The following is a 26,351-nucleotide window of genomic DNA, read 5'->3' on the forward strand; positions in this document are numbered from 1 at the left end:
GTTGGTGTTCATGATGGCTTGATATTATACGGTCAGGTTGAGCAAAAGCAAATCATTTATTTGGGTTTTGCGTAAGTCCTGACAAAATAGCAACCAGGCTACACCTGTTTACGAATGGTATTTCTGATTCCATTGAAAAGTTATTAAAATTTACAGGGACTCTGGGGACGAAACAGCCACATTATCTTAAGGGGTATAAATTTACAAATCCCCTATACGATGTACTGTCTGTTGGCGACAGTCAGCCAGCTAACAAGCATGGCGCAAACGGTGCATATGATTACACCTATGAATCCACAGCTGGATATGGGGAAACAGCAAGTGTAATGAAATGGACCTATCCTCCCCATAATCGGCTTCTATGAGCCATAATTAATATGTTGAGAATAGTTAATCAAAGGAGGACGGTCCATTTCATTACTCGCTGGTTGTTGTTGAACTAATTCTCGGTTTGAGGCGAGCAGGATTGTTCGCCTTCCCTTTGACACCATTGCTATAGAAATTTTAAATTACTACTGCCAAAATATGACAGCATGAATTTTTACAGGTTTATACTTTGTCTAAAACCCAACGTCTTTTTGATCTCATTCAAATACTGCGGCGTCATCGCTATCCCGTTAGTGGAAAACAATTGGCTGAAGAGCTCAATGTAAGTCTTCGTACCGTGTATCGCGATATAGTCCTTTTGCAAGGCCAAGGGGCATCAATAGAAGGTGAGCCTGGTCTTGGCTATGTATTACGTCCTGGCTTTATGCTGCCCCCTTTAATGTTTTCCGAGGAAGAGATCGAAGCATTGGTCTTAGGCTCACGTTGGGTAGCACGTAGGACTGATAAGAAATTAAGACTTGCTGCAACCAATGTCTTAGCTAAGATATCTGCTGTGCTCCCAGACGATCTTCGGCGACAACTTGAATTTTCAGGCTTACTCATTGGCCCTGTAAAAACCACGGTAGAACATGATGATGAGAAAGAGGCACTAATACGTCTTGCTATTCGTAAAGAGCATAAGCTTCAAATGACCTACATTGATGTTAAAGGAGATGAGTCTCAACGCATTATTTGGCCGTTGGCACTTGGTTTTTTTGAAGAGGTTCATGTTGTTGTCGCTTGGTGTGAGCTTAGGTCTAACTTTCGCCATTTTCGCACGGATAGAATTGTCAATTTAGTGCGGTTAGAAACACGTTATCCCAAGCATCGCCAAGCCTTGTTAAAAAAATGGCGTGAAATGAATAACATTCCTGAGCAATAAGTTCCTTCACTGCTGACAGAAATTGTCACTCTATGCCAGTACACTGAGTTAGAACATACAAATACTGTCTAAAAGAGGATATATTATGCTTGAACCAAGTGCCGTTGTACTTTATGTTGATAATCTTCTAGTAAGTAGCGCGTTTTATCAGGATTTACTTGGAATAAAACCAGAAGAAGACTCCCCTACATTTCATTTTTTCAAATTATCCAATGGAATGGGTTTAGGTTTGAAGGCGAAACATTCAGTTGAGCCATCCGCCACTGAAAATGGTAATGGTGAACTAGCCTTTACACTTGATAATCACAGAGAGGTTGATGCGTTATTTGTAGAATGGCAAGGAAAGGAAATAGGCATGGCTCAGTCACCAACTGTTGTACCTTATGGCTATACTTTTCTTGCACTAGATCCCGATGGCAATCGACTACGGGTTGTCTCTCTTAGAAAATCATGATATGCAACTGATTATTAAAGCCATGCAAAACCCCATGAACAATCAATAAAAGGAGAGCATTTGAATGTCAGTGATAAATCCCGTACTGAAACATGTTGATAGTTTTACAGTAAAAGGTCTCACCGTAAGAACAAAAAACAGCGATGAGTTCAACCCAGAAATCGCAAAATTACCTACTCTGTGGCAACGGTTCTATGCCAGCAATCTCATCCCTAATACAACTATTTTTGGTGTGTATTCAGGCTACGAGACTGATGCAAATGGTCCTTATGACGTCACTGCAGGAACAATTAATAGCAATCAAGGTGCTGAATTAAGTGCCGTGAAAATCAATTCTGGCAATTATCTTGTATTCCAGGGTAAAGGCGCAATGCCCCAAACAGTCATTGAAACATGGAAACGCGTCTGGGATTATTTTACCGCAGACAGTCCCTATCAACGTTGTTTTATGACTGATTTTGAAGAGTATAAAAATGGTGATGAAGTCGCTATTTTTATTGGTGTACGGTAATTAGTTAATCTGGTGGGTGTTGTGGCTAAGGTATAAAATGCTTTGTTAAAGAGGCCTGAAGAGTAATGGACATTCATGCCTTCATACCATTTCTGCAGCACTGAAGGATTCTCAGCTTTGCCATCCCATTATGTTTAGGCAAGGGTTTTAGCGAATAGGTTCGATAAATACAATCCACCAAGGGTACTAATAAACAACGATAAAATAGTTGGCAACACACCACATCATTTTAAGTTTCCAGATCAAGTCTAACATAGAACGCAGTACAGGTATTTAAGGGGTGATCAAGCTCAACAATTTGACTGTATCGATTTTTCCATTGGTCTTTATTGGGAATTCATTTAACCATACATACAGTTCAGGGATCATATAAGTAGGAATCCTAGTTTTTAAAAAAGCTTTAAGTTCCGCACTATCGATCACAATTGGGTTGTTATTGGATATTAAAAATGCGATCAATCGATTATCAAGAGAATCTATTTTCTCACAGATAACCACTGCGTCTTGAATATTAGGATGTTCTAACAAATGATATTGTATTTCTCCTAATTCAATACGCATACCGTGTAATTTTACTTGCTCGTCTTTACGGCCTAAAAAAATCAATTCATGTTCATCATTCCAACGAACAAAATCTCCAGTGCGGTACATTTTCTCTCCAGGCAAGTAAGGATTATCTATAAAACAGGCCTGTGTGAGTTGATGATTATTTAAATAACCTTGAGATAATCCCACGCCTGAAATAAATAGCTCTCCTGGCTCAGAACCCGTTGGATTTAAATGCTCATCTAACACAAAAAATTGAATGTTATGGATGGCTTTGCCAATTGGGATGTTGTCGTATTCTTTTTGTTTTTCACAAATAAAATAGGATACATCTATCGTTGCTTCTGTTGGACCGTATAAATTAACTAATCGAGCTTCATTACCCTGAAATAGGTGATTAAATGAATTAACGCTTCGTGCATCCAGAGCCTCTCCACTTAGAAATACGTACTTTAATGATCCCAAACGCTGGATGGGAAACTCTTCCATAATATAACTTAAAAAAATACGAAATACTGAAGGCACAAAATGAATAACACTGATCTGATACCGCTCAATCATTTGAGTAAATAATTTAACATCATGCTCCCTATTCGGGGGCAAAAGGACTACACTGGCACCTGCAATAGACCACCAACAAATCTCCCAAACAGAGACATCAAAACAAACGTGTGTTTTTTGAAACAATACATCCTGACTATGTAATGGGAATGCTTGCTGCATCCAGAGAATACGATTAACTAAAGCATCATGTGAGATCATGAGTCCCTTAGGTGTTCCCGTAGTGCCAGAAGTGTACATGACATAAGCTAAATCTTTCTTTTCCACCTGCAGATTTAAATTATGACTCTCTTCTAGGCTCACGTCTTCATTGATGGTTATGATTTGAAGATCTCTTATCTCATACAAGGTTTCCTTTTCTGACAGGAGTGGATCATCATCAACAATTAACAATTGTATTCGAGCATCTTGCAGAATATGTTGATTCCTCAGCATTGGTGACGAGGGATCTAATGGCAAATACGCTAAACCTGCTTTTAATACCGCAAAAACAGCAACCAACATTTCATAGGAGCGCGTCAGTTGAATGCCTACAATCCCATTTGAGGGTAGTCCTTTTCGTAGAAGGTACCTTGTGTATTGATTAACTTGCTTGTTAAAAGCTTCGTAGGTGATGCAACGATCATTACGATAAATGGCTGTCTTTTCTGGGTTTTTTTGCACTTGTTCTTCGAATAATGTGCAAATCGTTTTGAAATCATCGTCTGATTGCATGGTATAAAACCTCCGAATCTTAGTTGAGACAAAGTTTCGGAATAAGAATTTCATGCATTTGCGAGGTTCCCTCGATAATCTCCATCACTTTGGCATCTCGATAATATCGTGCCACTGGATAACTCTCATCAAAACCCACCGCACCAAAGATTTGCAATGCATGGTTAGACACTAAAACTGCCATTTTAGAAGCAGCGTATTTTGCTACTAATGTTTCAGCAAGGTAAGCTGGATTTCCCTGCAATCTCAGTTCGCCCGCATAAAAGCACAGTTCACGAGCGGCTTTCACATGTACAATCATTTCCGTCATCATCTTTTGAATTAATTGATGCTCCTCTAATGCACGATTAAATTGTTTTCTTAGGTGCGTATAATCTCGAGCGGCATCCACGCAGGCCTGTCCCAATCCAACACACCCCCATGCTGTGGTATAGCGCCCTTCATTCAAAGCGGTTTGTGTCACGTGAGTTAAACCCATGCCTATGCGACCTAATACTTGTGCTTTAGGAATCGGGCAATCATCAAAAAAGATCTCTGCCAACATATTAGAGCGTAATCCTAAAAAATCATTCATTGGAGAAACCTTCAAACCAGGAGTATTTCTTTCAACTAAAACGGTTGTCGGTTTACCTTGATAATTGGCTAGCACTAAAAATAAGTCCGCAAGTTGTCCTAAGGTGATGTATCTTTTAGAACCACTTAAATTGTATCCATCCTCTGAATCGGACAACTTCGTTTCAACATGTTCCAAATCACTACCGATATTCGCCTCAGTTAATGCTAATGCGACTAGTGTTTCACCTGTTGCAATCCGCGGTAACCAAGTCTGTTTTTGGATGGTTGAACCAAAGCACATGAGGGTTCGATTAACCATCCCACAAACCGTTAAAATATTCGCAAGAGAGCAGAGCTCTTTAGCAAATGCTTCATGCATGAGACCAATGGTAAGCTCATCCCACTCTTGTCCCCCAAATTGTTTAGGAATGCAAGCACCAAAAAAACCATGCGTTGCCATGGTAGATAAGAAATGTCTTGGAATACTTTGTTGTTCATCAAACATTTTCGACAGAGGATGAAGCGACTTTTCTATAAACTCATTAAACAATTTCTTCTGCAGCAGATATTCATCAGGATAATGAGGCAAAATGGGTGTCCTTATTCATATTGATAAAATCCTTTTTTAGTTTTTTGACCAAGAAGGCCTGCATCGACCATATTTTTTAATAACCAGCATGGTCGATATTTTGGATCATTAAACTCGGAATACAACGTTTCTAAAGAATACAGAACCGTATCTAAACCAATCAAATCGGCTGTATGTAATGGCCCCATTTTATGTCCAAAACACTGTCTAAATAAAACATCGATGTCCTCAATTGACACAATGTTTTCTTGTATCATAAAGATGGCTTCATTAATGAAAAGCATCATGGCTCGATTACTCACAAACCCAACGGAGTCTTTTACGAGGATCATTTTTTTTTGAACTTGTTCCAGCAAGGATTGGGTTTTTTCTATCGTTGATAAATCCGTGTGATATCCTTTAATCACTTCAACCATAGGCATCATAGGTGCGGGATTCATAAAATGCACTCCTATTACGCGTTGTGGTTGCTCAACAAGCGATGCTATTTTTGTAATCGAAATGGAAGAAGTGTTCACACCGAAAATACAGTCCGAGCTACACTGCTTATTTAAGGCTTGATACAGTGCTTTTTTTTGCTCCCAATTTTCGGGTATATTTTCAATCAGGTATTCAGCTTGCTTGATATCGTCGATCTTTGTAGTAAAAGAAATAGACGCTAACAGGGTTTCCACACTCTGCGAAGATGGCAAGTTTTGAGTTAAAGCAAGATAGTGTACATTTTTAGCTATTTGATCTTTAGCTTTATCTAGTTGTGACTGAAGAATATCAACTAACGTTACAGAAAATTCGAATTGTGCAAAAAGTTGCGCAATACCAGAACCCATGACACCCGAACCTAGAATGGTAATCTTTTTTTGTTTCATCGTGTCTATTCAGCAAATATTATAGTTTACTATAAATAAAAGAGGCTATGGTATCAATACTAGTTAATTCATTTGGGTTGAAGTCGCCAACATTAAGATCAATCTTAAATTTTTTTTCAATGAATACTAATAATTGAATATAAAATAAGGAATGCATCGCTCCCGTATCAAAAATATTATCAGAAAAACCAATCTCTTTAATTCTAAATGAATTGAGTAAAAATAGTTTTATCTCGTTTTTAACATGCTCAATATCCATCGATGTTTCCTGCTTAGTAAAAATCCTGTTTAGTCGAACTACTGAGTTGCCTACGATGCATTGCATTACCATTCATTTTTAAAAATCGTCTTAATTTACCTGATAAAAGGTATTCAAATTGTGTCACTTCTAGGATATTAATTCTAGGTTGATGGAGACCCACCTTACTTAGCTCTTCCGAAATTGTTTTTTGTAATTTCACTTTATCAACCATACCTTTTGTTAAAATTTTAATATCAGCTCCATACCTTGTTTGTATGACTTGATATTCTTGAATATTTTTTTCTGCTAATAGCAACTTCACAAACAGAGAATGATTTACATAAGTATTTTCTGAATAAATAAAATCAAATTCGGAGCGTCCTCCAGGGGACACAATCAACTGATGTTGTATTCCACAATCGCAAGTTTTATCTAAAAACAGCAAATGATCAGAGGATTCATAGCGAATCAATGGCAAGGTATAATTGTATAAATTGGTGATATATTGTTTGTTAGACAATACCCCTTTAGCAACTGGGTTGTTATGTTCATCAATCGGTTCAACAATACAAAGATCTTCGTTTAAATGCATTTCATCATGATTAGCACGGCAATTCATCCCGAGCACGCCCTCCGTTGAACTATAGGTGTTGAAGACGCTCACATTAGGCCAGACCTCTTTTATAAACGTTTGAAATTGTGCATAGTGAGTTTCTGCGCCAACAAAAATAGCTTTAGGTTGTATGTTTAGTCGTCCAAAATAGGCTTCTTGACATAATTTATAAATAAATGAAGGCATTGATATGAGGACATCAGGTTGCATTTGATTAAGGTTGGTACAAATTTGAGCTATTGGGGCTGTCATTGGAAAACAATAATGTTCATTGTTTGTGAATTGAAACGATTTGATAAAAGCGTAGGCTGTGAACGTTATATTTTTTGTGAAAAAATAAACAATTTTGAGTTTTTGGGTTGGATTAAATAGAAGTTGTGTTCGTTCATGATTATACAATGGATTGCGGACGAAACAGGTATAATAAGTATTCCACTCATCCCAATCAAAAATAAAAACCCCTCGCTTTCCACTGGTTGAACCTGTTGTCACTACATGATAACGATTGAAAAGATACAATTCATCGATTTCATGAGTTTTTTGCTCAAGATGTTTTTCAAGAAGCGCTAATGTAAGGCGCCTATCAGTGACTATTGCATCCCAGTTATCCATTAAAATGGATTTATTGATGGTAGGCAGCTCATTTAAATTTTGCACTGTGAAATTCTGAATATCGATGTGGGCTAATGTCTTTTTATACCAAGGGGAGTTTAATTTAGCATGCGTTAATAATGATCTCAGTCGCTCGTCACGTATTTGCTGAAGTGTTTGTTTCGAGCAATGCAATCCATCATGATGTTTCTGGTAGTTTTCAAAAAAATATTGAGTTTGCTTGGAAATGAGCCTCTCTGTAACCTGTTTTTTATTCGCACCCCAACTTTTTCTGGATAGATTTTGATATAATCGTTGAAATAAATGATACAGTGCCATTAGGTTCTACCTAAATCAGGACTTACGCCCCCCAATCGCTTCGTTAAAAATAAATGCCAATTCAGTCATTTAGTGCATCCAAACTCCTTCATTGATATTTATTGTTGCCTCAACCTTGGGGTTTTTAGTTAGTCCTGTAAATATCGTTTTTCTATACAGCCCCTAACATTAATTATATATCATAGGGAATAAGATTAAAAAATGCCCCAATTTTGATAACCATCTGAATAATGACCTATATTTAAAAGAGTTAGGAAATTTGAGGATGATTCAAATTATGGGGATTAACAACGGCTCAAACAAAGTTGCGGTGGTAGGAATGGCTGCAAAATTTCCTGGAGCAAATGATCTTGATGAATATTGGAATTTATTGAGATTCGGGAAAGAAGCGGTCAGTAAATTTTCAATGGATCAATTACTTCATTCAGGCATTTCAGAACAACTAATCGCGGCTGACCATTACAAACCCTATAAAGGAATTTTAGATAACTTAGAATCATTTGATCTCCCTCCATTTGAAAGTGGTGCTAAAAACTATGAGGTGTTAGGCATACAAGGCAAAGTGATGTCGCATTTAACGTATGATGCTTTAAGTAACATGAGCGGTGAATTTAATAACCGAATCAAAAATACGGCTGTTTATATTGGAACCAATAATCAACCATCCGCTCATTTCTTGGGTTCAGCATACTACCAAGCGATTGATACCCAAAAAGCGATAGAGCGGTATTATTCAAGAATCATCGCACCTTTTATTTCTTATCAATTTGGATTTCAAGGAAGCTCTATTGATTTATATACTGCTTGTTCATCTTCTCTAACAGCGATTATACAGGGCTGTCGGGACTTGAATGCCTATCAATGTGAGATGGCGATTGCAGGTGCTGTCTTAATCGATTTACCCCAAGAAGTTGGTTATATTTATGAAGAGAACGGATTATTTTCCCCTGATGGTCATTGTCATTCGTTTGATGTCTCCGCTTCTGGAACGTTATATTCAAATGGTGCTGGATTGGTTGTTTTAAAGCGACTTGAGGATGCCATTGCAGACAATGATCAAATCCTTTCAGTAATTATCGGATCTGCCATGAATAATGATGGAAACTCAAAAGAGGGATTTATGGCGCCCGGAGCTCATGGTCAATATGCTTGTTTGCAATCGGCTTGGAAAAACGCAGGTATAGGTCCGAGTGATCTTGATTATATTGCGGCTCACGGCCCAGCTACCAAATTAGGCGATGCAACAGAAATTTATGCACTAAAAAAAGCCTTCAATACCGCTAAAATGACAGACCAATGTCCAATTGGTTCAGTAATTAGTAATCTTGGCCATACGGGAATTGTGTCCGGCATGGCTTCGTTTATCAAAGCGGTACTGATGCTTAAACATAGGTCAATTGTTCCCTCCATTAACTTCCAAACTCCAAATCCAGAGTTTATGTTGGAGGATTCACCGTTATATATAGCCACCCAGTTTGAGAGTTTCCCAAGAAAAAAAGAGCAGTATTTAGTCGGTGTTTCGAGTTATGGCGCAGGAGGAAGCAACACACATGTTGTTTTGCAGTTATGAAACTTTAGAGGATGAATAGGTGGCAAGCTCGACTTATCTGCTTTTATCTCGGGTATTAACACTTTTCTTTTGTCTATGTTGCTTTTTCTAAGGCATCAATATTCAGTTTAATTGCGTGGACGCGCCCTATTGCCTCAATGAAAGGTGTTGCCGAACATCTGTTCTTAATATTGTCTTAATGGTTAATTGTTATACTATTACGAGCGAATTAACGTGAATGTTTTATGACAAAACCGATTATTAAAACAAGACAATCATCTAAGTCAGGATTAGGATGTTGTTATGGATACAGTTCTTTCTGGGCAAAAGGACAATTACACTTACCAGTTCAGGATGTAACCTATGAAATCCCCCTTACTAACGCGATCTTTGATGAACAATCGTCACAAATTATGCCCATGCATAGCAAAAGACTAGCAAGTTTCTATATAGATTATTGGAACAAGAAAGAATTACTCGATGATATAAAAAAGGGATTGAAGAATGTTGGTGATGCGTTTGTGATTGGTTACTTAGGCGTAATCGCTGGCCATGCCCTCGCCATAAAAAAGATTGATGAAGACAAATATCAGTTCTTTGACTGTAATGTTGGTGTTTATGAACTTGATGGTAAAGAATTAGATAAACTTTTTTCAGATTACATTGATCCTTTGTATCAAAAATTATTTTATGGCCTGACTTTAGAGTACATCCCCGCAAATGGTTTATCTCCTGATTTAATAGAAAATATCTTAGCCACTGCCTATATCGTTGCGTGTAAACTAATTTCAACGCCGATAGGCGTATTTAGGTACCTTGAGAGCTTGTGTGAATTAATAGGTACTCTAGTATTGAGTGAGAAGTTAAACAGTAATAATGAGCAACCTCATGAAATAATAATTATCAATCGGTAGTATAGTGATGGCTGTTTAAGGACTATCTGGAGGTCGTGGTTCTGAATCCTGAGATAAATCAGGTTCTATTTGATCCACTTTTCTTTTTTTCTTACCGTCTACAGCGCCTAAAACGCCCAGGCCGCTTTTAGATAATGAAATCGGCGTGACTGCTTTTTTTCTCCACTCGAAAACATCGGTTTTTAAATCATCTTTTAAACGTTTGGAAATATCAAATTTGACAAAATATTGAGACGCTTTTTTACAATGGCTTTCAAAAGCAGCTCGACAAGATTGATTTTTTAGGTCCATCATAAGAAACTCCGAGGGATCATCAACTAAATCATCAAGTCGCTCACTCTCCGTCTTTTCGAACCATTTTTTTAAGGCGTCATTATCTTCGTCAAACTCAGGCGGATAAAAGCCAAATTTATTATAAACCGTAAGCGATTCAGCCGTAGGACTAACGGTCATGTTATTTTGGCCGCTATGCACTAAGAAATCCAACGCATAGACCATCATTAAATTACTTAGTCCTTTACGACGATAAGACTCATTCATAAACAAACTAAATAGCTGGGGAAGCATTTCGGGGTTTTTACTAAGCCTTAATTCAATAAAACCAATAATCTTGCCATTGTCTCGTAAAACAAGCATTAAATCACATCGGGTGTTATTTTTATGTAAAAGCTTTCCATTGTGTTTGAATAACTGAATCGTTTCATCATCTAATTTTTCAACATCCTCCTCAAAATAAATTTCCGCCATTGCATCTTCGTGCCTAACATAATACAGAAAATCAGGCAAATCACTTTCATCAGGATAATCAAGAACATAGCTTTGTTTTCTAGGAAGCGTACTACTATTATCCACTTTATCTTGATACATATAAATTACCGAATGTGTAGGGTTAGTATAATTTTAAGCACAACAGGACTGGTTTTCAACATTCTGTTTTTTTGTTGGCGCATTTTTGGTGCAAATCCATCAGAGAGGGTCTGTTGATGCAAACACCGAACATACTTATCAACAATGGATGAAAAACGTCTTCAGGAAGGATAAAAGAGTTTCTTAACCACACGAATAATACTCCACTTATTCATGTGGAAAATTTTTCGCCTCAGTTCGTGTGTTCGGTGATGCTTGCTGACGCCTACGTCATCAATCACATCCATGATAATATGTATCCGATCCTCCTTACCGTGATTGTACGCCATGTGCAAACGACTCACGTCAACCAGATAACAGTAACCATCTGCAGGCATGTGAAATTTTCCTTCTTCGGTTTCATACCAGCAATCTGGATTGGTGATCACCGGTATGTGCAAACGAACCCCATAAGAGCCTTCTCGAGTATCTCGATGCCAAATCGTAGTGCTGTTAGGCGGAATTCTTGTCCATCTTGCATGATGCGGTGACAGTCCTATTTTTCGGAGAGTTTCTATAACCTCAGCAATGTAACCGTTACCTACTTGAGTCAGATTAACGTGCAATTTTGGCCACGTGTAACCAATTTCACGATGGGCTCTTTCATAGTCAAAAATATACTCTTCACTCAGCTTGTCATACACATGATAACCATTTTGTAGTTGAAACCCATCACGATAATCGCCGCTTGTACTCTGAATACTCCAGCCACCAAACATCTCATTCTGACAAATAGGCTCAAGATGTTTAACTTGTGTATTAAAGTAATTTTGAATGCGCTCAATATCAAACTTAATATCCAACTGTTCCGCAATCATCTGAATAATTCCTTAAGCATGAGCAAATAGCGATTTAAGATACAAGTCATCCTATAAATAACTTTACCAATTGTTCTCAATTTGTGCAAATCTGTTTTACAGAAGCCCCCCAAGAAAAATGAGTCTTGGGGGCAATACTTGATGGATTAAGAGAGGTTCTAATCCGGGGTTTATCCTAAAAAATATTGGTCAGATACCCGTCTGCACTTCAGTGTTTACGGAATCAATGAATGGTTTTGTTGTTGCATTAGGTTCGTGCAAAGCCCGCATTTTTCCTGTTTTTAATAGATGAGGGACGTCAGAGAGTAATGTATCATGAGAGAAAAAGTCCTTAACCGCTTGTTTTCCGGCGGCCACTAACTTTTCCACATTATTTTTGCTGATCCTAAAATTAAACGGTTGTATGTGTCCAGCATCAATTTGAATGATTCGATCTCTATAGTCATCCCTCTTCTTGTTCGTTCGAGCTCTTGCGATCTATCTGCCCATTTATTGGTATTAAATTGGTAAATATGGTTTAATGTTTGCTCTGATGGTGTTTTTGGAGTCAATTTGATGAAGAGAATTTTAGTAATCCTAATGATGTCTTTGTGTTTTGCGACTGGCTATACCAGCAAGCTCAGCAAATTTTTAAATAAAATGGATTCAGAACAAAAGCAACGAGATGCGCAGGAATGGCAACAGGATATGAATTTTGGTGATTTTATGTTTCGTTTACAACAACGCTATACCGATAATCATGGGCAACGTTGCCGTGATTATGAATTTCGAGCTCGATCAAATCCTTATAAACATGGTTATTACACGATTTGCGATGAGCGTTAACAGCCGCCGTAGATGCTGTCTTTAAAATCAATCGTTTTATGAAAATTAGACTTGCTTTTAAAGATACAATCGCGCCCAAAATAGAGGTCGATGCATTTTTCGATGCCGAGGTTCCTAGGATTATTTCAAACAACATTAAGCAAAGGCTTCAATGTCTATTGTATCTGATAAAATCATTCCGTGCCTTTTTCATTAGCAAATTAAAACGGAGCAAATGTTGCTTTGTTGTTTTAGGCGAATGTAACACAAACTTCGAAATGCAGAGAGCAAAGACAAGGCGCCGAATTTCCCATGTGGTTTGTTGAAAATCATCGACCTTTTGTTTGGTCTTTAAAGTGGTTTTATAATCCAGTTTCAAATTTTCAGAGCTGGTGGATATTGGTAGAAAATGTTCAATGGCTTGGCTTCGTAATTTTTCTACAAAAAGAAAAGTATTCAGTTTTTTTGCATCAGCGCGCATTATATTTTGAACGCATTCATTTAAAAAATTATAAACCATCATTTGATGAAATAGATAAAGTCTATGCGAGTATCGATAGGCATTAAATAGGAAAAAATCACCGACTAAGACAATAAAAATACCTATTACAGTGCATATGGATCGATTAAGCACCATCTCAAAGGGGCCATTCACGGAGGTTGCACTATTCGTTTGTGCCAATAAGAAGAAAACAAATAAGGTAATAAAAAATACGCTGATGTCATAACGTTTATTATTTAACGTGGAAACACTTAAGCCAATAAGAGAAAAGATAAACAAGATGGGAATTAATCGATAATTCAGTTGCAAAAGATAGAGTAATGGAATTAACAGTATGAGGGCCAAGATAGTTCCACCTGCACGATGGATGGCTCTTATGAGAATTAATCCTGGTTCTGCACCAGCACTGACAGACAAGACCGTGATTAATACCCACAACCGTTCAGGGAACGTTGAAAACAAAAAAATGAGCATCGCAACCATGAACATGATTAATAAGTGAATAAAGCGAGCGTAATCAAGCTTCTTTCTTAGTGTTGAAGTTTGCTGCATAGCTTATTCCAATAAACACAGGTTTGGCGTAAACAGTTTACAACGTAGTGTTGCAATTTGGTTCTTGGGACCACAGACATTTCTGGTAAATGACAGTGGGAATTTGTTTTCATCGCACCTCTAAAGAAATAGAGGCTTTTCTGGATTTCACGCCAAAAGGCTTCATTTTTTTCTTCATAGTAAAGATTATCGAGAGAAAATTGAATATTGCGAACGTTGTTGGCAATCTTATGGGTATACAGCATGTATTTTTTGGGAACAAGCCTGCGATATTTTCTAAGCATACCAAGATGAGCGATTTCTTCCTGCATCATACTGTCACGATGATCGCTTAAGGAAGCTTCAATGTCCTGTTCAAGGCACTGAATAAATCTTTCCAATGCTCTCTTCCATACCATCAGGTACTGATTTGGGAATAAACGTAAACAAATGATGATTGGAATCATCGGTATTCCAACGGATATCACAATGTCATAAACAACCAACCAGTTTCCTTGGGGTTCAGTGTTTAGTATCGCTGGACCGCAAGCGAGCAATAACATGGTCGTGTTTTTCAATTGGTAGTAGTTGTTTAAAACATAAAAATAAACCGTAGCTAATGCTGCCATGGAGTAAAAGAATAATACAACCTTGAATGGGTAAAGAAGATAAAAGGAGACACTTATCAAGATTGTACCTACAGCTGCAAACACAAGAAACCCTTCCTTTTCTTTAAAACTGGAAAGAGCAGGAGACTCGTAAAATCGTATCATTAGAAAGGGTGAAAAAAAGGCAATTAAGTTGGTTGGAAGAAATAGCCAATAATCATAAACCATCAGCGTTGCAATAAAGAGCGATTTATAGAGTGCAATGCGTTGAACAGCATAAGGATCGACTTGATCCATCCACCTAGTAAGTCTTGACGTAAACATAAGCACTGGTTCCAACGCGAAGTGGATAATTGGGATCTGGATCTGTTACTTTTATCATAACAGGTAGACGTTGGGGCAATAGTATCCATTGATTTTCATTGGTAACGTTTTGCAGCTGAGTGCGTGAATCCACTAGTTGTCTATTGGCTGACCAATAATCGGAATCAACCACGCCATGAAATCGTTTTCGGGATAAATACATTCTTGGAAAGATAAGCACTTTCGACCCTTTTCTCACATAGCGTAAATCGGTTTCATTAAAATTCGCTTGGATATAAATATTGTCCTGATCAACCAATGAGAATAAGGGTTGATTGACATTGACCGGTGTCCCAATACTAAAGAATAAATTCTGAATGATTCCATTTCCTTGCGCATACACGTCCGTTAATTCGAGGTTAACCTGGGCGTTTTTCAACTTGGCATTCAGGGACTTGATTTCATTTTCCTGCGCAGTTATTTGGTGATTATCAATTTCCAATTGCTTTAAGGCGGCTTCCCAGACGTCTTTTGCCGCTTTTGTTTCCTGCTCGGAATTTTGCAAGGTAATAAGAGACACCGATTTTATGGCATAACCTCGACGAAACTTTTTATCGTCTTGCGATTTTTTGATGTACATGTTTTGCTGGTTTTCACTCAGTTTTAAATCGCGCTCATAAGTGGTTTTTAATGCAGCCAGCTTTGCTTGGGCCCCAGCTAAATCAGCACTTAACTGCTCAACGGAGTATTCATAAGGTTTTTTGAAAACAGTAAATAATTTTTGACCTTTGTGTACGACATCGCCGTTTTTCACGTAGAGGTCGGTTATGTACCCACTGGTTAAGGCTGCAACAGGGCGAATATTATTGACCACAAAGGCATTATCGGTAAAAGGGATAAGGTAAGAAAAGAGATAAAATAGAAGGGTTAAGAAACCTAGAAAAATAATGCTGTTTGTAAGAGTGATTTCTCGTTTAAAACGAACAAGTCGTTTTTTGAGCTCCTTGAAATATTCTGTCCAATTAATCATATCGTATAACCAAACGTGTTAGCTGTTATAGGCATAACCACCGGCCAAATCTTGATACAACAACACCAGCGACATGGCAAGTTCTAGCTTAGCTTGATTTGTGGATAGTGCCAAGTTATCTAGATAAATCTTGCTTTCCAATAGCTCTTTGTTGGACAGCAATCCTGTTTTTACCAGGCCATCTTGTAATTTGTATTTGCTTTCGTAGTTTTTTTGCGCTTTCCAATACGATAAAAACTGCTCATTCATTCGTTGATTGGCTGAAAAGGCATTATCAACTTCTTTTAAAATGAAGCGAACGGTCTTAATGTACTCGGCCATTTTTGCATAGTAAGCTCCTTTACTGGCTGCAATCTTCCCTACTGAGCTTGGTTTGATTGTCCAGTTAAAATAAGCATCGGTAGCTTGCTCAAACGTGTTATTAGGTAAATGTGCTTCACCAATAAAATCATCCAACTGCATCAATGGAAAAAAATCACTGTAGGAAACCAGAACACCTGCACGTGCCGATTTTAGTGCGTAATACGCCATTTTCATATCAGGCCGATTGGCGAGTACAGACATTGGTAAACTTCCAGGTTTAAATTGGGTAAAATCGAGTTGGGAAAATTGTGTTTTAGTCTTCACAGGGCCTGGATTTTCATTTATTAAGTAGCGAAGAGCATTCTGACTAACCACAATATTGTGTTTTACTGGTTTTATCTGAGCGGCAATTAATTGCTCATTGGACTTCAATTGAGCTAATTCAATGTCGTTGTTTAAACCGATTTTAACGTCCTGTTCACCTATTTTAATTAAAGCATTTAAATCCTTATCAAGTTGAGTCAACAACCTTAGCTGCTCAAGTTGGGCGCTCAGCGTGAAGTAGGAGGCGGTCACTTGGCCAATTAAAACCAGGCGCATGCCATCAATTGCTGCTTCATAGTATTGAACTTGGTACTTAGCCTGCTTCTGTTGAGTAAACAGTTGCATGATATTTAATGCGTAATTTGGCCATACCCCATAAAATCCTCCTGGAACACCGAGTGCTGGATTAGTAGAGTATCCCCCAAATAATTGCACGTAGGGTATCCAGCTCAGTTTCACTCGGCGCAACTCTCCTTGGGCCTGTTGTAGGTTACCGAGTGCAACATGGATATCCATATTGTTTTGCAAGCCAATTTCAATCAATCGGTCTAACTCCGAATCATGAAATTGTTTCCACCAAGCTAAACAGGGCAGTTCTTTGGCGGGTTTATATTCTTTGATAATCGATGGGAATTGTTTTGGTGTTGCGATGGTTGCCATTGGGCGATGGCTACAGCTTATCAAACTTATTCCTATAACGATTAAGGAGAATAATTTTTTAAGCATGCAAGGCATTCTTTTAAAATTGAATTTTAATCATTGTAATTTATTCTTTAGGTGATTTATAGAAATGGTTACCATTTGGTAACTAATTTTCAAAACACATTTTTTCATATACGTTAAGTTTAATTTTTTCGGAAAAAAGAAAGCTGTCCTTCCGCATTTGAGGGATGTGTTTTAAACATTAACAAAGGGAAAGTAATGAAAAAAGTACTGTTGTCTTCACTTTCGGTGAGTTTAATGCTTTATGCTGTTTCTGGGCTAGCTGGAAGCAGTCAGGAGACTAATAAACAAATAGTCGCCCAATTTTATCAAAAAGCGCTGAATGAAAAGAATTTTGCTGCTGCAGAAAGTTACCTTGGAGCCAAATACATTCAACACAATCCCTTGGCTCAAGATGGCAAGGATGGTTTAAAAAATTACATCGCTTATCTAAAAAAGACTTATCCACAATCGCACAGTGAAGTAAAACGTATAATGGCCGATGGAGATTATGTCGTGGTCCATGTGAACTCAGTCTTGGAGCAAGGAACAAAGGGGCGAGCCATCATTGATATTTTTCGGCTTGAAAACAATAAAATTTGTGAACATTGGGATGTCATTCAGCCTATACCTGCTGAAGCAGCTAATACGAATGGAATGTTTTAGCGGGTTGGGTCGATTGATCGAATGTCACTGCCTCAAGCAGCGTTATTCGTGAAAGCGGATAGCTCAGTATCCGCTTGCTGACGCGCGCGGCTCAGTCCACTCCCTGCTATGACTAGCATTTGATTCAAACAGCAAAGAAGGAACCGAGCCGCGCGCGTCAGCAAGCGGACCGACTCACTCCCTGCTGTGACTAGCATTTGATTCAGACAGCAAAGAAGGAACCGAGCCGCGAGCGTAAGCAAGCGGAGCGATGCGGGCCGTATAGAAGAACCTAATGACACCGCTTAACGCAGCGCCATTAGGTCGATTGATCCAACCTGCTTGCTTGAGCAAGGATTGAGGACAAAGCCAAAAATAGGGGAGAGTATGCCTTAAATCACTATGGAAAATCATGAGTGATTGCCCTTTATAATGTTAGGCTTGATTGTCGGTGTTGATAGCATTCAAAGGCTACCTTAGCTTGAGCTAAAAACGACTGATCACAATGAAGCACTTTGAATAAGTTAGACATTAATTGCGAAAACTCACTTTCTTCTTCCCAGAATGTATTGCTGTTCGCTTTTCTGAGTTCATCTTGTTTTGAGGCCATGAGTCCAATAAGAGTTAACTTTGAATCGTGTTGGGGTTTTGCCTTTAGTACGGCTATCAATTGCGTAATTTCTTTAGCAGCCTCATTGCTTGGTGATTTCTTGGGGTTTTCTTTAAGATAATCTTTAAATAATACGATGTACTGGGCTTCTATGGTTTCAATTTCGTTTAAATAGTTTGCTGAATAGTGAGTGACCCATTTGGCCCAATCGGGTTGCATGGATTCAGCCAATGAAAGACGTTGGACACGTGTTTCAACTTCTTTTTCTAAAATTGCTGCTTCATCGAGTCTTCCCAATTTAACCAGCATCCTTCCTAAGCCGCGTTTTGCTGAAAATGCATGATACGAATCTTCGTTTCCATATAATTCTACGGCTTTGCGGTAATTCTTTTCAGCCAAGTGATAATCATGTTCTTCAAACCGCTTCTTGGAGCCTAAATCCATGTAGGCATCTGCAATGAATAGGAATCCCTTTTTAAGCAGGGCCTCGAGATCCATCCATTTAATTTGAGCATGCTCTTCCGGAGTAATACGCTCTATATGCGTTTTAATGTCTCTATACAAGACCAAGGCTTCTTCTAGCTTTCCCGCTTTAATAAAAATAAGTCCTAAATTCCATTTTGTTGAACAGGCACCGTATAAGTCGTCATTTTCATACAACTCAATCGCTTTACGATAACTCTTCTCAGCTAAAGGATAATTCTGCTCCACGTTTCCATATTTGTGGCCTAAATCTAGATAAATGTCCTTAATGCTTTGAAGGTCGTCTTGAAGATCTGAATCAAGTGCCATCCAACTCTCGTCAGTACGTTCATCAGAGGTTAAGCGCGCTAAACGTGCCTTAACTTCTCCATAAAAAACTAAAGCGTCCTCTGGTCTTTTGAGTTTAATCAGCGTCAATACTAAATTCCGTTTTGCTGAAAAGGCAGTATGCGAGTCTTCGCTTCCATAGAGTTCGACCGCTTTTCGATAACTGCGTTCGGCCAGGAGGTCATCTTTGTCAGTTGCGTATTGATTGCCTAGGGCGAGATGAGCTGCTGCAATTCTTAGGGTCTCTTCTCTTTCAAGAGTATTTTCAGTGAGTCCGCTAATTTCACTATCCGGACGAGCTGCTCTAGCAAGCGCTCGTTCAGTTGGGGAAAGCAGCAATTGGCTTCTAGTTTGGTACATGAAGCTAAAGTCTGGGGGCGTGGTTTCTTCTCTAATAGAAACGTTGTTATCAAGTCTTTCTATAAAAGTCACTTCTGCTTGTTCTGATGCAACTTCCTTTGTTTCTCTTTTAATCAATTCCTTTAAATTGACACCCCCTTTATCGATGTCCTTGCAAAGGGTTGTTAGAAATTCATGCAATTCCTTTAAGTTAGGTTGAACTTGGCCTAATTGAAAAATCAATTTTTGTCCAACCACTCTGTCGTATGGCTTTTGGATGAGGTACCGCTTAAATAACTCGAGCAAGGTGGTATTTGATTGGACGTAGTTCCAGAATTGGATGAATTTTTCAACCGTGAATTCAATTGCTTTTGCACTTGTTTTGCTGTCGAATTGTTTGCTTGAGTACATGGTTGATTAGCTTCCAATTTGATTGGGGGCGTGTATTGTAGGTTAAAAATTAATCAGATTCAAGGTTTGTAACCAAATTATCCTACTTTGAGGGCAAGGTTTTTCAGAAGGACGCATTGTATATTTGCAGGTAGGTTCCGTCCTTCTCCATGCTCATCAATGCCTCATTAATTTGATCCATTAGATCAGTATTGTTTAGTTTGGACATAATGCCATAGCCTACTGCAATTGGATATGGTTTTCCGACCAACTTGTGTTCATGGAAGTTAGTGACCCAAAACTGAGCTTGTTCGGTGTTAGTAACAACGGCATCCACTTGCTGAGATACCAAGCTATTCAGTAAATCCAAGGTATTATTGTATTTCTTTAATTGCACGTCATTGGCAAATAACTCGGTAACATAAGATTCAACAGGGGAGTTTAAAAATACACCTATATTCTTACCCTTAAAGTCTTCGATGCTGTGATAATTGCTGTTGGCATTAGTAACAAACTGTACTTCACTTGTTTTGTAGGGAAGGCTAAATAAAAACGCTTGACTTCTTTCGGGTGTTATATCGATGGATGCAATTGCCAAATCAATTTGACCTGAATTTAACATCTCGGGAATTTGGTTAAAAAACATAGCCTTATATTCACATTCCGCCTCGATTCGCTTACAAATTTCATTCATTAAGTCGATATCAAAGCCAAAAAATTGTTGAGTATGTATTTTTTCAGATTCTATTTCAAAGGGGGGGTTATAGGACAAGGTGCCTATGGTCAATTTAAGTGCATAGGCGTTAAGCATGGGAGCAATGATCGTTATCAAAAAGAGAACTAAGCGATATTTTCTCATTTGTTATTCTTGCTTTGTTATTTCTACCTTAATTTTAGACGTAAAAGTGGAAAAATTGAAATCAATCGGATCAATTATTGCCATACAGTGGTCACAGTCGATAACTTTTCAGCCACATGGCTTAATCGGTTAAACGACGACTTGTTCCTTCACCTTTCGATTCACGTTCACTTTTGGAGTTAGACGGAAAAATTCGTTCAATGGTTTCTTTGTAAAAACTACTGAGTTTTTGTTTTCCGTGCGCTAACCAAGTATTATCAAACTTAGAGCGAAACTCTATACCTAGCACTTTTTTATCACTGAGCATTGTATCTAGCGTTTCGATGGAATTATGCTTTCTCCAAAAATTTCTAAGAGCGGTAAACATCGCTGCTCCTGACGTAGATACAGTTAGACTTTTTCGATCAGGGGGTGGTGATTCGGAAGTGGCATCTGCATGTGTTGTTTTTACGGGTTCGGGAAATCGTTTAACTTGCATTGTGTTTACAACGGTAGTTTTATCTTTATCCATCTCTTTATAGCTATTGATTGCTATGCGAATAGCATCTCTAGTCACCTCATGATTAGCAGTTGTACCCATAACGTCGTTGCAACCGACTACATTGACTATCCTTAAATGCTCACCGTCAGTCAAATAAGGTTGTAATTCAAAATTTCCTCGAATCCCAAGGCAGGAGCTTTCTTGTTGTAATGATGGTGGAGGTTTTTTGGCTGCGACTCTTTCCTCATAGGCCTTTAAATCTTTTTGGTATTGTTTAATAGCGAGTTTATTTTGTCGTTCTATTTCCCTCCTGGTCCCTGGAGGATCAGTTGGTAGGGGCTCCATTTTATTTGGTTGAGTCGGGCGGTTAATTTGTGGAAACTCTGTGTCTGCATCCAAATAGAATCCCCCTTCTTGGCGAAGTATTTCTATTCGAAGAAAATCGGAAGCAGCTGCTAAATTCTTAAAGCCTACTCGTTCCCTATCCACACAATCCCAAAAATCTTTTGCTCGATCTTCCCCTTTTTGTAAAGGAAAATCTGGATCCGATCCCTTATAATAGGAGTCGGCATTGTCGCCGTACATCCTTGATTTTAACCCCTCAATAGTACGAACTTTTATACCTAGAACTTTATCTAAGCTGTCATTAGAAACGGCTAAATCACTTCCATGTAAATTTTTATGCATATGATTTAATGGCTTGCGATAATTGTCCTCGTTATCTACCCAAACATTCAATTCATACCCACTCAGTTTAGCCACTTGGGCTAATCCAAGTATTGATTTTAAATATTTTTCGGGTATTGGTCCCCCAATCCATATGAAATGAATTTTTTTAGGGATAGGGATTTTAGAAGATTCCTGTTTAGTGTACATAGACATCATTTCTACGTGATTCATTTTAGTATAGCTTATTTAAAAGCCTTCCGGTGCATGCGTGCAGACCTATAACGTTGTAGGTGGAGTTATTCTTAGTCTAAGTGGGATAGTACAACACCTTGCTCAATCCAGCTTGTCTACATAGAGCTCATTCACAACAGCTAACAATATTTTCTCTTCTAGTCCTTTTGCTTTATCGATGGGTTGATTGATTCCATTAATAATGATTGAAAAAATAAATGATTTTTCTTCGGGTTTAATGATGTATCCTGACAAGGAAGAGACATCATGCATTGTGCCAGTTTTGGCATAGACTCTCTTTTCTAAGATCGTTTTTTTCATTCTATCTTTTAATGTCCCGGATACTCCAGACTGAGGTAAAGTCGTTAAAAAAAGATCTCGCATCTTTTGATCTTGGTAGAGATCATTTAATAAAGTCACGATTTGCAGTGCAGAAACTAAATTATATCGTGTACCAATACCATCCGCTAATTCAAGTTGCTTCATATCAAGGTGGGTGTTTTGAGTTAGAATTTGTTTTATAGCAAATGCTCCTTGTTTGTAAGTCGCCTCTTTAGTTAAAGAATAAGCCAATTGCTTCATTAAACTGCTTGCATACAAATTATCTGATTCTAATAGCATATGACTAACCACTTGTTTGAGATCAGCTGATTGCAGCGCAATAATTTGGGTAGCCTGGGCTGGTAAGTGGCCCGTACGAATTGTGCCATGCAGTGTAATGCCTTGTTCTGCTAGAGACTTTTTGATTATGGATTTGGCAAGTAAGCTAGGATTGGGTATTGCTAGCTGCAAGGTTTTCGGATCCTTTTGTTGTGCTAAGCAACCAAAAAGCCTTAATGTATTATTGGGCTTGATCTCAATATTCAACCCACAATGGTTTTTTTCCTCTTCCTTATCCACGGTTCGTAATTGATTGATAATTGTTAAGCCATTTTCTTCCTTATCCGCTTTAATGAGTACGGGATCTCCTAATTCTTTACCACTGATAAACTGGTATGACGCAGCATTACCATTTAATATGACTGCTGAATCAGGGGCACTGTAATACCAACCTAAATCATCATAGGAGGTTCCACCTGGATAATAAGGCGATTGAAAGCGCGATACATCTAAAATAAAATCACCTTTTATTTCGCGTACCCCCTTTTCTTTTAATGTCAGTATTAACCCTTTTAAATCATCGATAGTTAAGGTCGGGGAGCCGCTAAAGCGAATATAATAATCATGGTTTAATTGCGATAAAGTAGTTAGAAAACGATAATCCGGCGGAAAATGATAAAAAGTAGCTGCTGCTGTAAACAATTTCATGTTACTCGCAGGAGACAATAATTTGTCGGCATTTTTGCGGTAAATGATTTGACCGGATTCAGCGTCTTGAATTAAAACTCCAATAGTAGCGTAAGGGAATTCATTGCGTATTAGTTCATCTATTTTTGTGGATAATGATTGGGTATAAACAGGATTAGTTATTGCTGATAGAAGAACACTAAGAATAAGTATAAGCCGCATGACGATTTTTCCGAAAACCCTAAATCAATTTGCCAAAGTATAACCCATCCATAAGGGTTGTGTTACCCGCTATCTAACTTCTAGCCTTTTCAGGCGCATTTTGTTTAGCTCATCCTAGGGGTGTTGTTTCTTGGTCGCCATATGCATTCCAAATCAATGAATATGCTATCCTTATAATGACTGATTCATTGGACTGTCTTATGAATTATATCGTGACCCAACAGTATGCTAGAGGCGAAGAAAAACCAATCGCTGCGTTTAACGATTTAAATGAAGCCATGCTTTTTTTAACAAAAAAATCATCCAAAGATGATGAAGAAAGTAAAAAAATCATTTATAGACTATTCGATGATCAAGGATTACGGTTTGAATTAAATGAAGAGAACATTTCTATTTCGAATGCCAAATACGCAGACGCTAACGGTGATTTTACCTATCCAATCCCATTTATTTTCCAAGTCATGATTCAAACCAATCTTGGTTCAGAACGAACAATGGTCGCACAATTTAATGATGTAAATGATGCTAAACTATTTGTGCTTTGCCAATTTGAATTCAACAAGACGATTCATGATAACGATTTGTTTTTAATTTTTAAGGGTAAAGTTTTAATTGATTCCGCAAATAAAACCATCATTGCAAATCGAAAAAAAGAATCGAGCGGGACAGGATCAAACTATACACTAAGCCCTTTATCAACGAGACCAACTCCTGGCGGTGGCCCTGCTGATTATTGGGTTGAGAACAGAGAGGACGATGAAAATAGTCAATAGTGAGTTGAGTTAGTTTCGCCCAACATGATTCTTTACTCTGTCATTCGCCTCAATGTGATATCATTTCATTCTTTTACAGTTAGCCTGGAGACCGTGTTTTGCTGACTAACCGCATTGATCTTCGTTCTTATCGAACGGAAAGTTGTAGTCATGCGCACGACTTTGCCCAATTCGTGTTGCCTGTTACAGGCTCTATGGAGCTTGAAGTGGGTAATTATTCTGGTCTCGTTAATGACGATATTGGCGTGTATATTGCACCCAATGACGTACACTGTTTTGCTGGAAGTCAAAATAATCGATTCTTAGTGATTGATGTGAATCCTAAAAACCAACCTCATGATGGTCATTTTGAGTCAGCTACTCTGCATTTAACGACTAGTACCAAAAAACTTATTCAATTCGTCCATCATTACCTAGAGAACAACGAAAGAGATTTTTTTACAGATTCCCTCGTTAATCAACTGGTGTTTCATTTTGCGGTAAACTCATTTTCACCAGAGCAAGACTCCCTTGTTATGAAGGCAAAACAGTGGATTGATTTGTATTTTGCATACTCCGTGGATGTGACTAAAGTGGCCAAGCATTGTTATTTGAGCGTCAGTCAGTTGCAGCGCCGGTTTAAACAAGCGATGGGTTGTAGCATTGCAGAATATTGGCGGATGAGAAAATTACACCATGCAAAGAGGTTACTGGCCCAAAGAAATCTGTCCATTGAAGCCATCGCATTCGCACTTGGATATGAAAATTTACCTGCATTTAGTCGTCGATTCAGTAAAGTATTCGGAACATCACCGTCTCAATGGAGAACCAAAGCGCTATCGGCAAAGAAAATGCACGAAATGGATAACTAACTTTTAGTTTGCAAGAGATAAACTAGACGCTTATTTGATGGTATTGATCTAAAAAGATCGAGATGGGTGTTGAAGTGAGTAAATCCAATTCTTTTCTACAAGGCATGCTATTTCTTATTCTTGCACAGACAATGGTAGGCGTGAATATTGTCTTTTCCAAATACGTGCTTTCGTCAATTCCTATTCTTTTTATATTAGCGCTCCGTTTTTCATTGGCTGCTGTTATTTTATTGCCATTGCACTGGTTATCACCGGCAAAGAAATTACCGGTTTACTCTTATTTTTCCCGATTAAAACGAAGAGATTGGTTTTTTATTTTTGCCCAGGCTTTGTCGGCCGGTGTCCTGTTTAATGTCATGATCTTATGGGGGTTAAATTATACCGATGCCAATGTGGCTGGAATTATAACCAGTGCATTACCTGCAATTATTGCGGTGATGTCATGGATCATTCTTGGGGAGAAAATATCAGGTAAAAAAGCCATTTGCGTTGGTTTTGCTACTCTTGGGTTAGTTGTTATAGCTTATGAAAAGCTCAACGGTATCAAAGCCACGCATTCATTTTTGGGGGATTCTCTTGTTTTAGTATCCCTCTTGCCTGAGGCGACCTATTACCTATTAAGTAAAATGCATGGTAACACTCTGCCAGTTTTTTTAATGTCGTCCTTGCTTAATGGGATTAATGCCATTGCATTGTTATTTTGCCTAAGCTTTACAGCATGGGATGGTTTATCCATTCAGCCTATGGACTGGGTCATTTTAATCCTCTTGGGCTTGAGTTCAGGTCTTTTTTATGTGTTTTGGTATTTTGGATGCCAGAAAGTAGATGGAGTTCTAACTTCATTATCAACGGCTGTGATGCCCATAGCAACGGTTATTATTGCGTGGATAATTCTTGGGGAGCGGTTGACAACTGGACAAACGGTTGGGATGGGGATGGTCCTATTATCTATTGTTATCTGTGCTAATCGTTGAAGTACCTAAAAATGTGCCCATCCTCTAAAAATGAATAAAATATCGCTGGGTCGTGATTTTCATGAGTTCTATACAACATCAAAAATA

Annotated in this window: 26 protein-coding genes; 10 read left to right on the forward strand and 16 right to left on the reverse strand. The window is 38.2% G+C overall.

The features are described 5' to 3' along the window. The first annotated feature begins 556 nt into the window (after positions 1-556). From Lwal_RS11360 to Lwal_RS11370, 3 genes are all read left to right on the forward strand, one after another. Positions 557-1,249, forward strand: a complete 693-nt coding sequence (locus Lwal_RS11360; RefSeq protein WP_058480908.1) for a helix-turn-helix transcriptional regulator — start codon at positions 557-559, stop codon at positions 1,247-1,249. An 85-nt stretch (positions 1,250-1,334) separates the two neighbouring features. Next, complete coding sequence (locus Lwal_RS11365; protein WP_058480909.1) at positions 1,335-1,703, forward strand: VOC family protein; 369 nt, start codon at positions 1,335-1,337, stop codon at positions 1,701-1,703. A 64-nt stretch (positions 1,704-1,767) separates the two neighbouring features. After that, complete coding sequence (locus tag Lwal_RS11370; protein ID WP_058480910.1) at positions 1,768-2,214, forward strand: GyrI-like domain-containing protein; 447 nt, start codon at positions 1,768-1,770, stop codon at positions 2,212-2,214. A 273-nt stretch (positions 2,215-2,487) separates the two neighbouring features. Here Lwal_RS11370 and Lwal_RS11375 read toward each other — a convergent pair whose 3' ends face one another. Genes Lwal_RS11375 through Lwal_RS11395 form a run of 5 tightly spaced genes read right to left on the reverse strand, consistent with a single transcriptional unit; the run spans position 2,488 to position 7,829 of the window. Then, complete coding sequence (locus tag Lwal_RS11375; protein WP_058480911.1) at positions 2,488-4,035, reverse strand: amino acid adenylation domain-containing protein; 1,548 nt, start codon at positions 4,033-4,035, stop codon at positions 2,488-2,490. Between the two features lie 19 nt (positions 4,036-4,054). Beyond that, complete coding sequence (locus Lwal_RS11380; RefSeq protein ID WP_058480912.1) at positions 4,055-5,179, reverse strand: acyl-CoA dehydrogenase family protein; 1,125 nt, start codon at positions 5,177-5,179, stop codon at positions 4,055-4,057. 11 nt (positions 5,180-5,190) lie between these two features. After that, the gene (locus Lwal_RS11385) at positions 5,191-6,045 is read right to left on the reverse strand and encodes a 3-hydroxyacyl-CoA dehydrogenase family protein (protein ID WP_058480913.1); all 855 of its coding nucleotides are present in this window, start codon (positions 6,043-6,045) and stop codon (positions 5,191-5,193) included. A gap of 19 nt (positions 6,046-6,064) precedes the next feature. Next, positions 6,065-6,304 carry a phosphopantetheine-binding protein gene (locus tag Lwal_RS11390; RefSeq protein ID WP_058480914.1) on the reverse strand — a complete coding sequence of 80 codons (240 nt, stop codon included), beginning with the start codon at positions 6,302-6,304 and terminating at the stop codon, positions 6,065-6,067. Positions 6,305-6,317: 13 nt separating this feature from the next. After that, the gene (locus tag Lwal_RS11395) at positions 6,318-7,829 is read right to left on the reverse strand and encodes a phenylacetate--CoA ligase family protein (protein ID WP_058480915.1); all 1,512 of its coding nucleotides are present in this window, start codon (positions 7,827-7,829) and stop codon (positions 6,318-6,320) included. 265 nt (positions 7,830-8,094) lie between these two features. Between Lwal_RS11395 and Lwal_RS11400 the strand changes: the two genes are divergently transcribed. Together Lwal_RS11400 and Lwal_RS11405 are read left to right on the forward strand one after the other, a co-directional pair. Next, the gene (locus Lwal_RS11400) at positions 8,095-9,399 is read left to right on the forward strand and encodes a beta-ketoacyl synthase N-terminal-like domain-containing protein (protein ID WP_238584292.1); all 1,305 of its coding nucleotides are present in this window, start codon (positions 8,095-8,097) and stop codon (positions 9,397-9,399) included. A 224-nt stretch (positions 9,400-9,623) separates the two neighbouring features. Beyond that, entirely contained in the window at positions 9,624-10,292 is a 669-nt protein-coding gene (locus Lwal_RS11405; RefSeq protein ID WP_058480916.1) for a hypothetical protein, read from the forward strand. A 15-nt stretch (positions 10,293-10,307) separates the two neighbouring features. Here the strand turns inward: Lwal_RS11405 and Lwal_RS11410 are convergent, their stop codons facing one another. The 3 genes from Lwal_RS11410 to Lwal_RS11420 all read right to left on the reverse strand — a co-directional run bounded on the left by Lwal_RS11410 (position 10,308) and on the right by Lwal_RS11420 (position 12,373). Further along, entirely contained in the window at positions 10,308-11,159 is an 852-nt protein-coding gene (locus Lwal_RS11410) for a GNAT family N-acetyltransferase (RefSeq protein ID WP_058480917.1), read from the reverse strand. Positions 11,160-11,320: 161 nt separating this feature from the next. Further along, the gene (locus Lwal_RS11415; RefSeq protein WP_083500089.1) at positions 11,321-12,016 is read right to left on the reverse strand and encodes an aspartyl/asparaginyl beta-hydroxylase domain-containing protein; all 696 of its coding nucleotides are present in this window, start codon (positions 12,014-12,016) and stop codon (positions 11,321-11,323) included. A 189-nt stretch (positions 12,017-12,205) separates the two neighbouring features. Continuing rightward, positions 12,206-12,373 (reverse strand): hypothetical protein, encoded by a 168-nt coding sequence (locus tag Lwal_RS11420; protein WP_157066285.1) that lies wholly within the window; start codon positions 12,371-12,373, stop codon positions 12,206-12,208. Between the two features lie 198 nt (positions 12,374-12,571). On the opposite strand from Lwal_RS11420, the gene Lwal_RS11425 reads away from it, so the two are divergent. Continuing rightward, entirely contained in the window at positions 12,572-12,841 is a 270-nt protein-coding gene (locus Lwal_RS11425) for a hypothetical protein (protein WP_058480919.1), read from the forward strand. Between the two features lie 148 nt (positions 12,842-12,989). On the opposite strand, the gene Lwal_RS11430 is transcribed toward Lwal_RS11425, so the two are convergent. Genes Lwal_RS11430 through Lwal_RS11445 form a run of 4 tightly spaced genes read right to left on the reverse strand, consistent with a single transcriptional unit; the run spans position 12,990 to position 17,156 of the window. After that, positions 12,990-13,874 (reverse strand): FUSC family protein, encoded by an 885-nt coding sequence (locus Lwal_RS11430; RefSeq protein ID WP_058480920.1) that lies wholly within the window; start codon positions 13,872-13,874, stop codon positions 12,990-12,992. Further along, a complete protein-coding gene (locus tag Lwal_RS11435; RefSeq protein WP_058480921.1) occupies positions 13,853-14,785 on the reverse strand; it encodes a hypothetical protein in 933 nt (310 codons plus the stop codon). The genes Lwal_RS11430 and Lwal_RS11435 overlap by 22 nt, the downstream gene beginning before the upstream one ends. Further along, positions 14,763-15,794: an HlyD family secretion protein gene (locus Lwal_RS11440; protein WP_058480922.1), complete on the reverse strand. Its 1,032-nt coding sequence runs from the start codon at positions 15,792-15,794 to the stop codon at positions 14,763-14,765. The genes Lwal_RS11435 and Lwal_RS11440 overlap by 23 nt, the downstream gene beginning before the upstream one ends. Positions 15,795-15,812: 18 nt before the next feature. Next, on the reverse strand, positions 15,813-17,156 hold the full coding sequence (locus Lwal_RS11445) for a TolC family protein (RefSeq protein WP_231950992.1): 1,344 nt from the start codon (positions 17,154-17,156) through the stop codon (positions 15,813-15,815). Positions 17,157-17,342: 186 nt separating this feature from the next. On the opposite strand from Lwal_RS11445, the gene Lwal_RS11450 reads away from it, so the two are divergent. After that, positions 17,343-17,789, forward strand: coding sequence for a nuclear transport factor 2 family protein (locus Lwal_RS11450; RefSeq protein WP_058480924.1), 447 nt, complete (start codon positions 17,343-17,345; stop codon positions 17,787-17,789). Between the two features lie 406 nt (positions 17,790-18,195). Here the strand turns inward: Lwal_RS11450 and Lwal_RS11455 are convergent, their stop codons facing one another. The 4 genes from Lwal_RS11455 to dacB form a co-directional block, all read right to left on the reverse strand. Beyond that, positions 18,196-19,938, reverse strand: coding sequence for a tetratricopeptide repeat protein (locus Lwal_RS11455; protein WP_058480925.1), 1,743 nt, complete (start codon positions 19,936-19,938; stop codon positions 18,196-18,198). 103 nt (positions 19,939-20,041) lie between these two features. Further along, a complete protein-coding gene (locus Lwal_RS11460; protein ID WP_058480926.1) occupies positions 20,042-20,776 on the reverse strand; it encodes a transporter substrate-binding domain-containing protein in 735 nt (244 codons plus the stop codon). A 121-nt stretch (positions 20,777-20,897) separates the two neighbouring features. After that, complete coding sequence (locus Lwal_RS11465; protein WP_133141210.1) at positions 20,898-22,157, reverse strand: TcdA/TcdB catalytic glycosyltransferase domain-containing protein; 1,260 nt, start codon at positions 22,155-22,157, stop codon at positions 20,898-20,900. Positions 22,158-22,259: 102 nt separating this feature from the next. Beyond that, positions 22,260-23,666 (reverse strand): D-alanyl-D-alanine carboxypeptidase/D-alanyl-D-alanine endopeptidase, encoded by a 1,407-nt coding sequence (dacB, locus tag Lwal_RS11470; protein ID WP_058480928.1) that lies wholly within the window; start codon positions 23,664-23,666, stop codon positions 22,260-22,262. Between the two features lie 200 nt (positions 23,667-23,866). Between dacB and Lwal_RS11475 the strand changes: the two genes are divergently transcribed. The 3 genes from Lwal_RS11475 (at position 23,867) to Lwal_RS11485 (ending at position 26,264) form a co-directional block, all read left to right on the forward strand. Then, on the forward strand, positions 23,867-24,439 hold the full coding sequence (locus Lwal_RS11475) for a hypothetical protein (RefSeq protein ID WP_058480929.1): 573 nt from the start codon (positions 23,867-23,869) through the stop codon (positions 24,437-24,439). A 98-nt stretch (positions 24,440-24,537) separates the two neighbouring features. Further along, positions 24,538-25,290: a helix-turn-helix domain-containing protein gene (locus tag Lwal_RS11480; protein ID WP_058480930.1), complete on the forward strand. Its 753-nt coding sequence runs from the start codon at positions 24,538-24,540 to the stop codon at positions 25,288-25,290. Between the two features lie 62 nt (positions 25,291-25,352). Then, entirely contained in the window at positions 25,353-26,264 is a 912-nt protein-coding gene (locus tag Lwal_RS11485; protein WP_058480931.1) for a DMT family transporter, read from the forward strand. Positions 26,265-26,351 lie beyond the last annotated feature (87 nt).

The sequence above is a fragment of the Legionella waltersii genome (genome assembly GCF_001468085.1).
GTDB classification, from domain to species: domain Bacteria; phylum Pseudomonadota; class Gammaproteobacteria; order Legionellales; family Legionellaceae; genus Legionella; species Legionella waltersii.

What these genes read in the sequence shown, in the direction of transcription:
- Lwal_RS11365 (WP_058480909.1), top strand. Translation starts at nt 1,335, where the DNA reads ATGCTTGAACCAAGTGCCGTTGTACTTTATGTTGATAATCTTCTAGTA.
- Lwal_RS11370 (WP_058480910.1), top strand. Translation starts at nt 1,768, where the DNA reads ATGTCAGTGATAAATCCCGTACTGAAACATGTTGATAGTTTTACAGTA.
- Lwal_RS11375 (WP_058480911.1), bottom strand. Translation starts at nt 4,035, where the DNA reads ATGCAATCAGACGATGATTTCAAAACGATTTGCACATTATTCGAAGAA.
- Lwal_RS11385 (WP_058480913.1), bottom strand. Translation starts at nt 6,045, where the DNA reads ATGAAACAAAAAAAGATTACCATTCTAGGTTCGGGTGTCATGGGTTCT.
- Lwal_RS11390 (WP_058480914.1), bottom strand. Translation starts at nt 6,304, where the DNA reads ATGGATATTGAGCATGTTAAAAACGAGATAAAACTATTTTTACTCAAT.
- Lwal_RS11395 (WP_058480915.1), bottom strand. Translation starts at nt 7,829, where the DNA reads ATGGCACTGTATCATTTATTTCAACGATTATATCAAAATCTATCCAGA.
- Lwal_RS11400 (WP_238584292.1), top strand. Translation starts at nt 8,095, where the DNA reads ATGATTCAAATTATGGGGATTAACAACGGCTCAAACAAAGTTGCGGTG.
- Lwal_RS11405 (WP_058480916.1), top strand. Translation starts at nt 9,624, where the DNA reads ATGACAAAACCGATTATTAAAACAAGACAATCATCTAAGTCAGGATTA.
- Lwal_RS11410 (WP_058480917.1), bottom strand. Translation starts at nt 11,159, where the DNA reads ATGTATCAAGATAAAGTGGATAATAGTAGTACGCTTCCTAGAAAACAA.
- Lwal_RS11415 (WP_083500089.1), bottom strand. Translation starts at nt 12,016, where the DNA reads ATGATTGCGGAACAGTTGGATATTAAGTTTGATATTGAGCGCATTCAA.
- Lwal_RS11425 (WP_058480919.1), top strand. Translation starts at nt 12,572, where the DNA reads ATGAAGAGAATTTTAGTAATCCTAATGATGTCTTTGTGTTTTGCGACT.
- Lwal_RS11430 (WP_058480920.1), bottom strand. Translation starts at nt 13,874, where the DNA reads ATGCAGCAAACTTCAACACTAAGAAAGAAGCTTGATTACGCTCGCTTT.
- Lwal_RS11435 (WP_058480921.1), bottom strand. Translation starts at nt 14,785, where the DNA reads ATGTTTACGTCAAGACTTACTAGGTGGATGGATCAAGTCGATCCTTAT.
- Lwal_RS11440 (WP_058480922.1), bottom strand. Translation starts at nt 15,794, where the DNA reads ATGATTAATTGGACAGAATATTTCAAGGAGCTCAAAAAACGACTTGTT.
- Lwal_RS11445 (WP_231950992.1), bottom strand. Translation starts at nt 17,156, where the DNA reads ATGCCTTGCATGCTTAAAAAATTATTCTCCTTAATCGTTATAGGAATA.
- Lwal_RS11450 (WP_058480924.1), top strand. Translation starts at nt 17,343, where the DNA reads ATGAAAAAAGTACTGTTGTCTTCACTTTCGGTGAGTTTAATGCTTTAT.
- Lwal_RS11455 (WP_058480925.1), bottom strand. Translation starts at nt 19,938, where the DNA reads ATGTACTCAAGCAAACAATTCGACAGCAAAACAAGTGCAAAAGCAATT.
- Lwal_RS11460 (WP_058480926.1), bottom strand. Translation starts at nt 20,776, where the DNA reads ATGAGAAAATATCGCTTAGTTCTCTTTTTGATAACGATCATTGCTCCC.
- Lwal_RS11465 (WP_133141210.1), bottom strand. Translation starts at nt 22,157, where the DNA reads ATGAATCACGTAGAAATGATGTCTATGTACACTAAACAGGAATCTTCT.
- dacB (WP_058480928.1), bottom strand. Translation starts at nt 23,666, where the DNA reads ATGCGGCTTATACTTATTCTTAGTGTTCTTCTATCAGCAATAACTAAT.
- Lwal_RS11475 (WP_058480929.1), top strand. Translation starts at nt 23,867, where the DNA reads ATGAATTATATCGTGACCCAACAGTATGCTAGAGGCGAAGAAAAACCA.
- Lwal_RS11485 (WP_058480931.1), top strand. Translation starts at nt 25,353, where the DNA reads ATGGGTGTTGAAGTGAGTAAATCCAATTCTTTTCTACAAGGCATGCTA.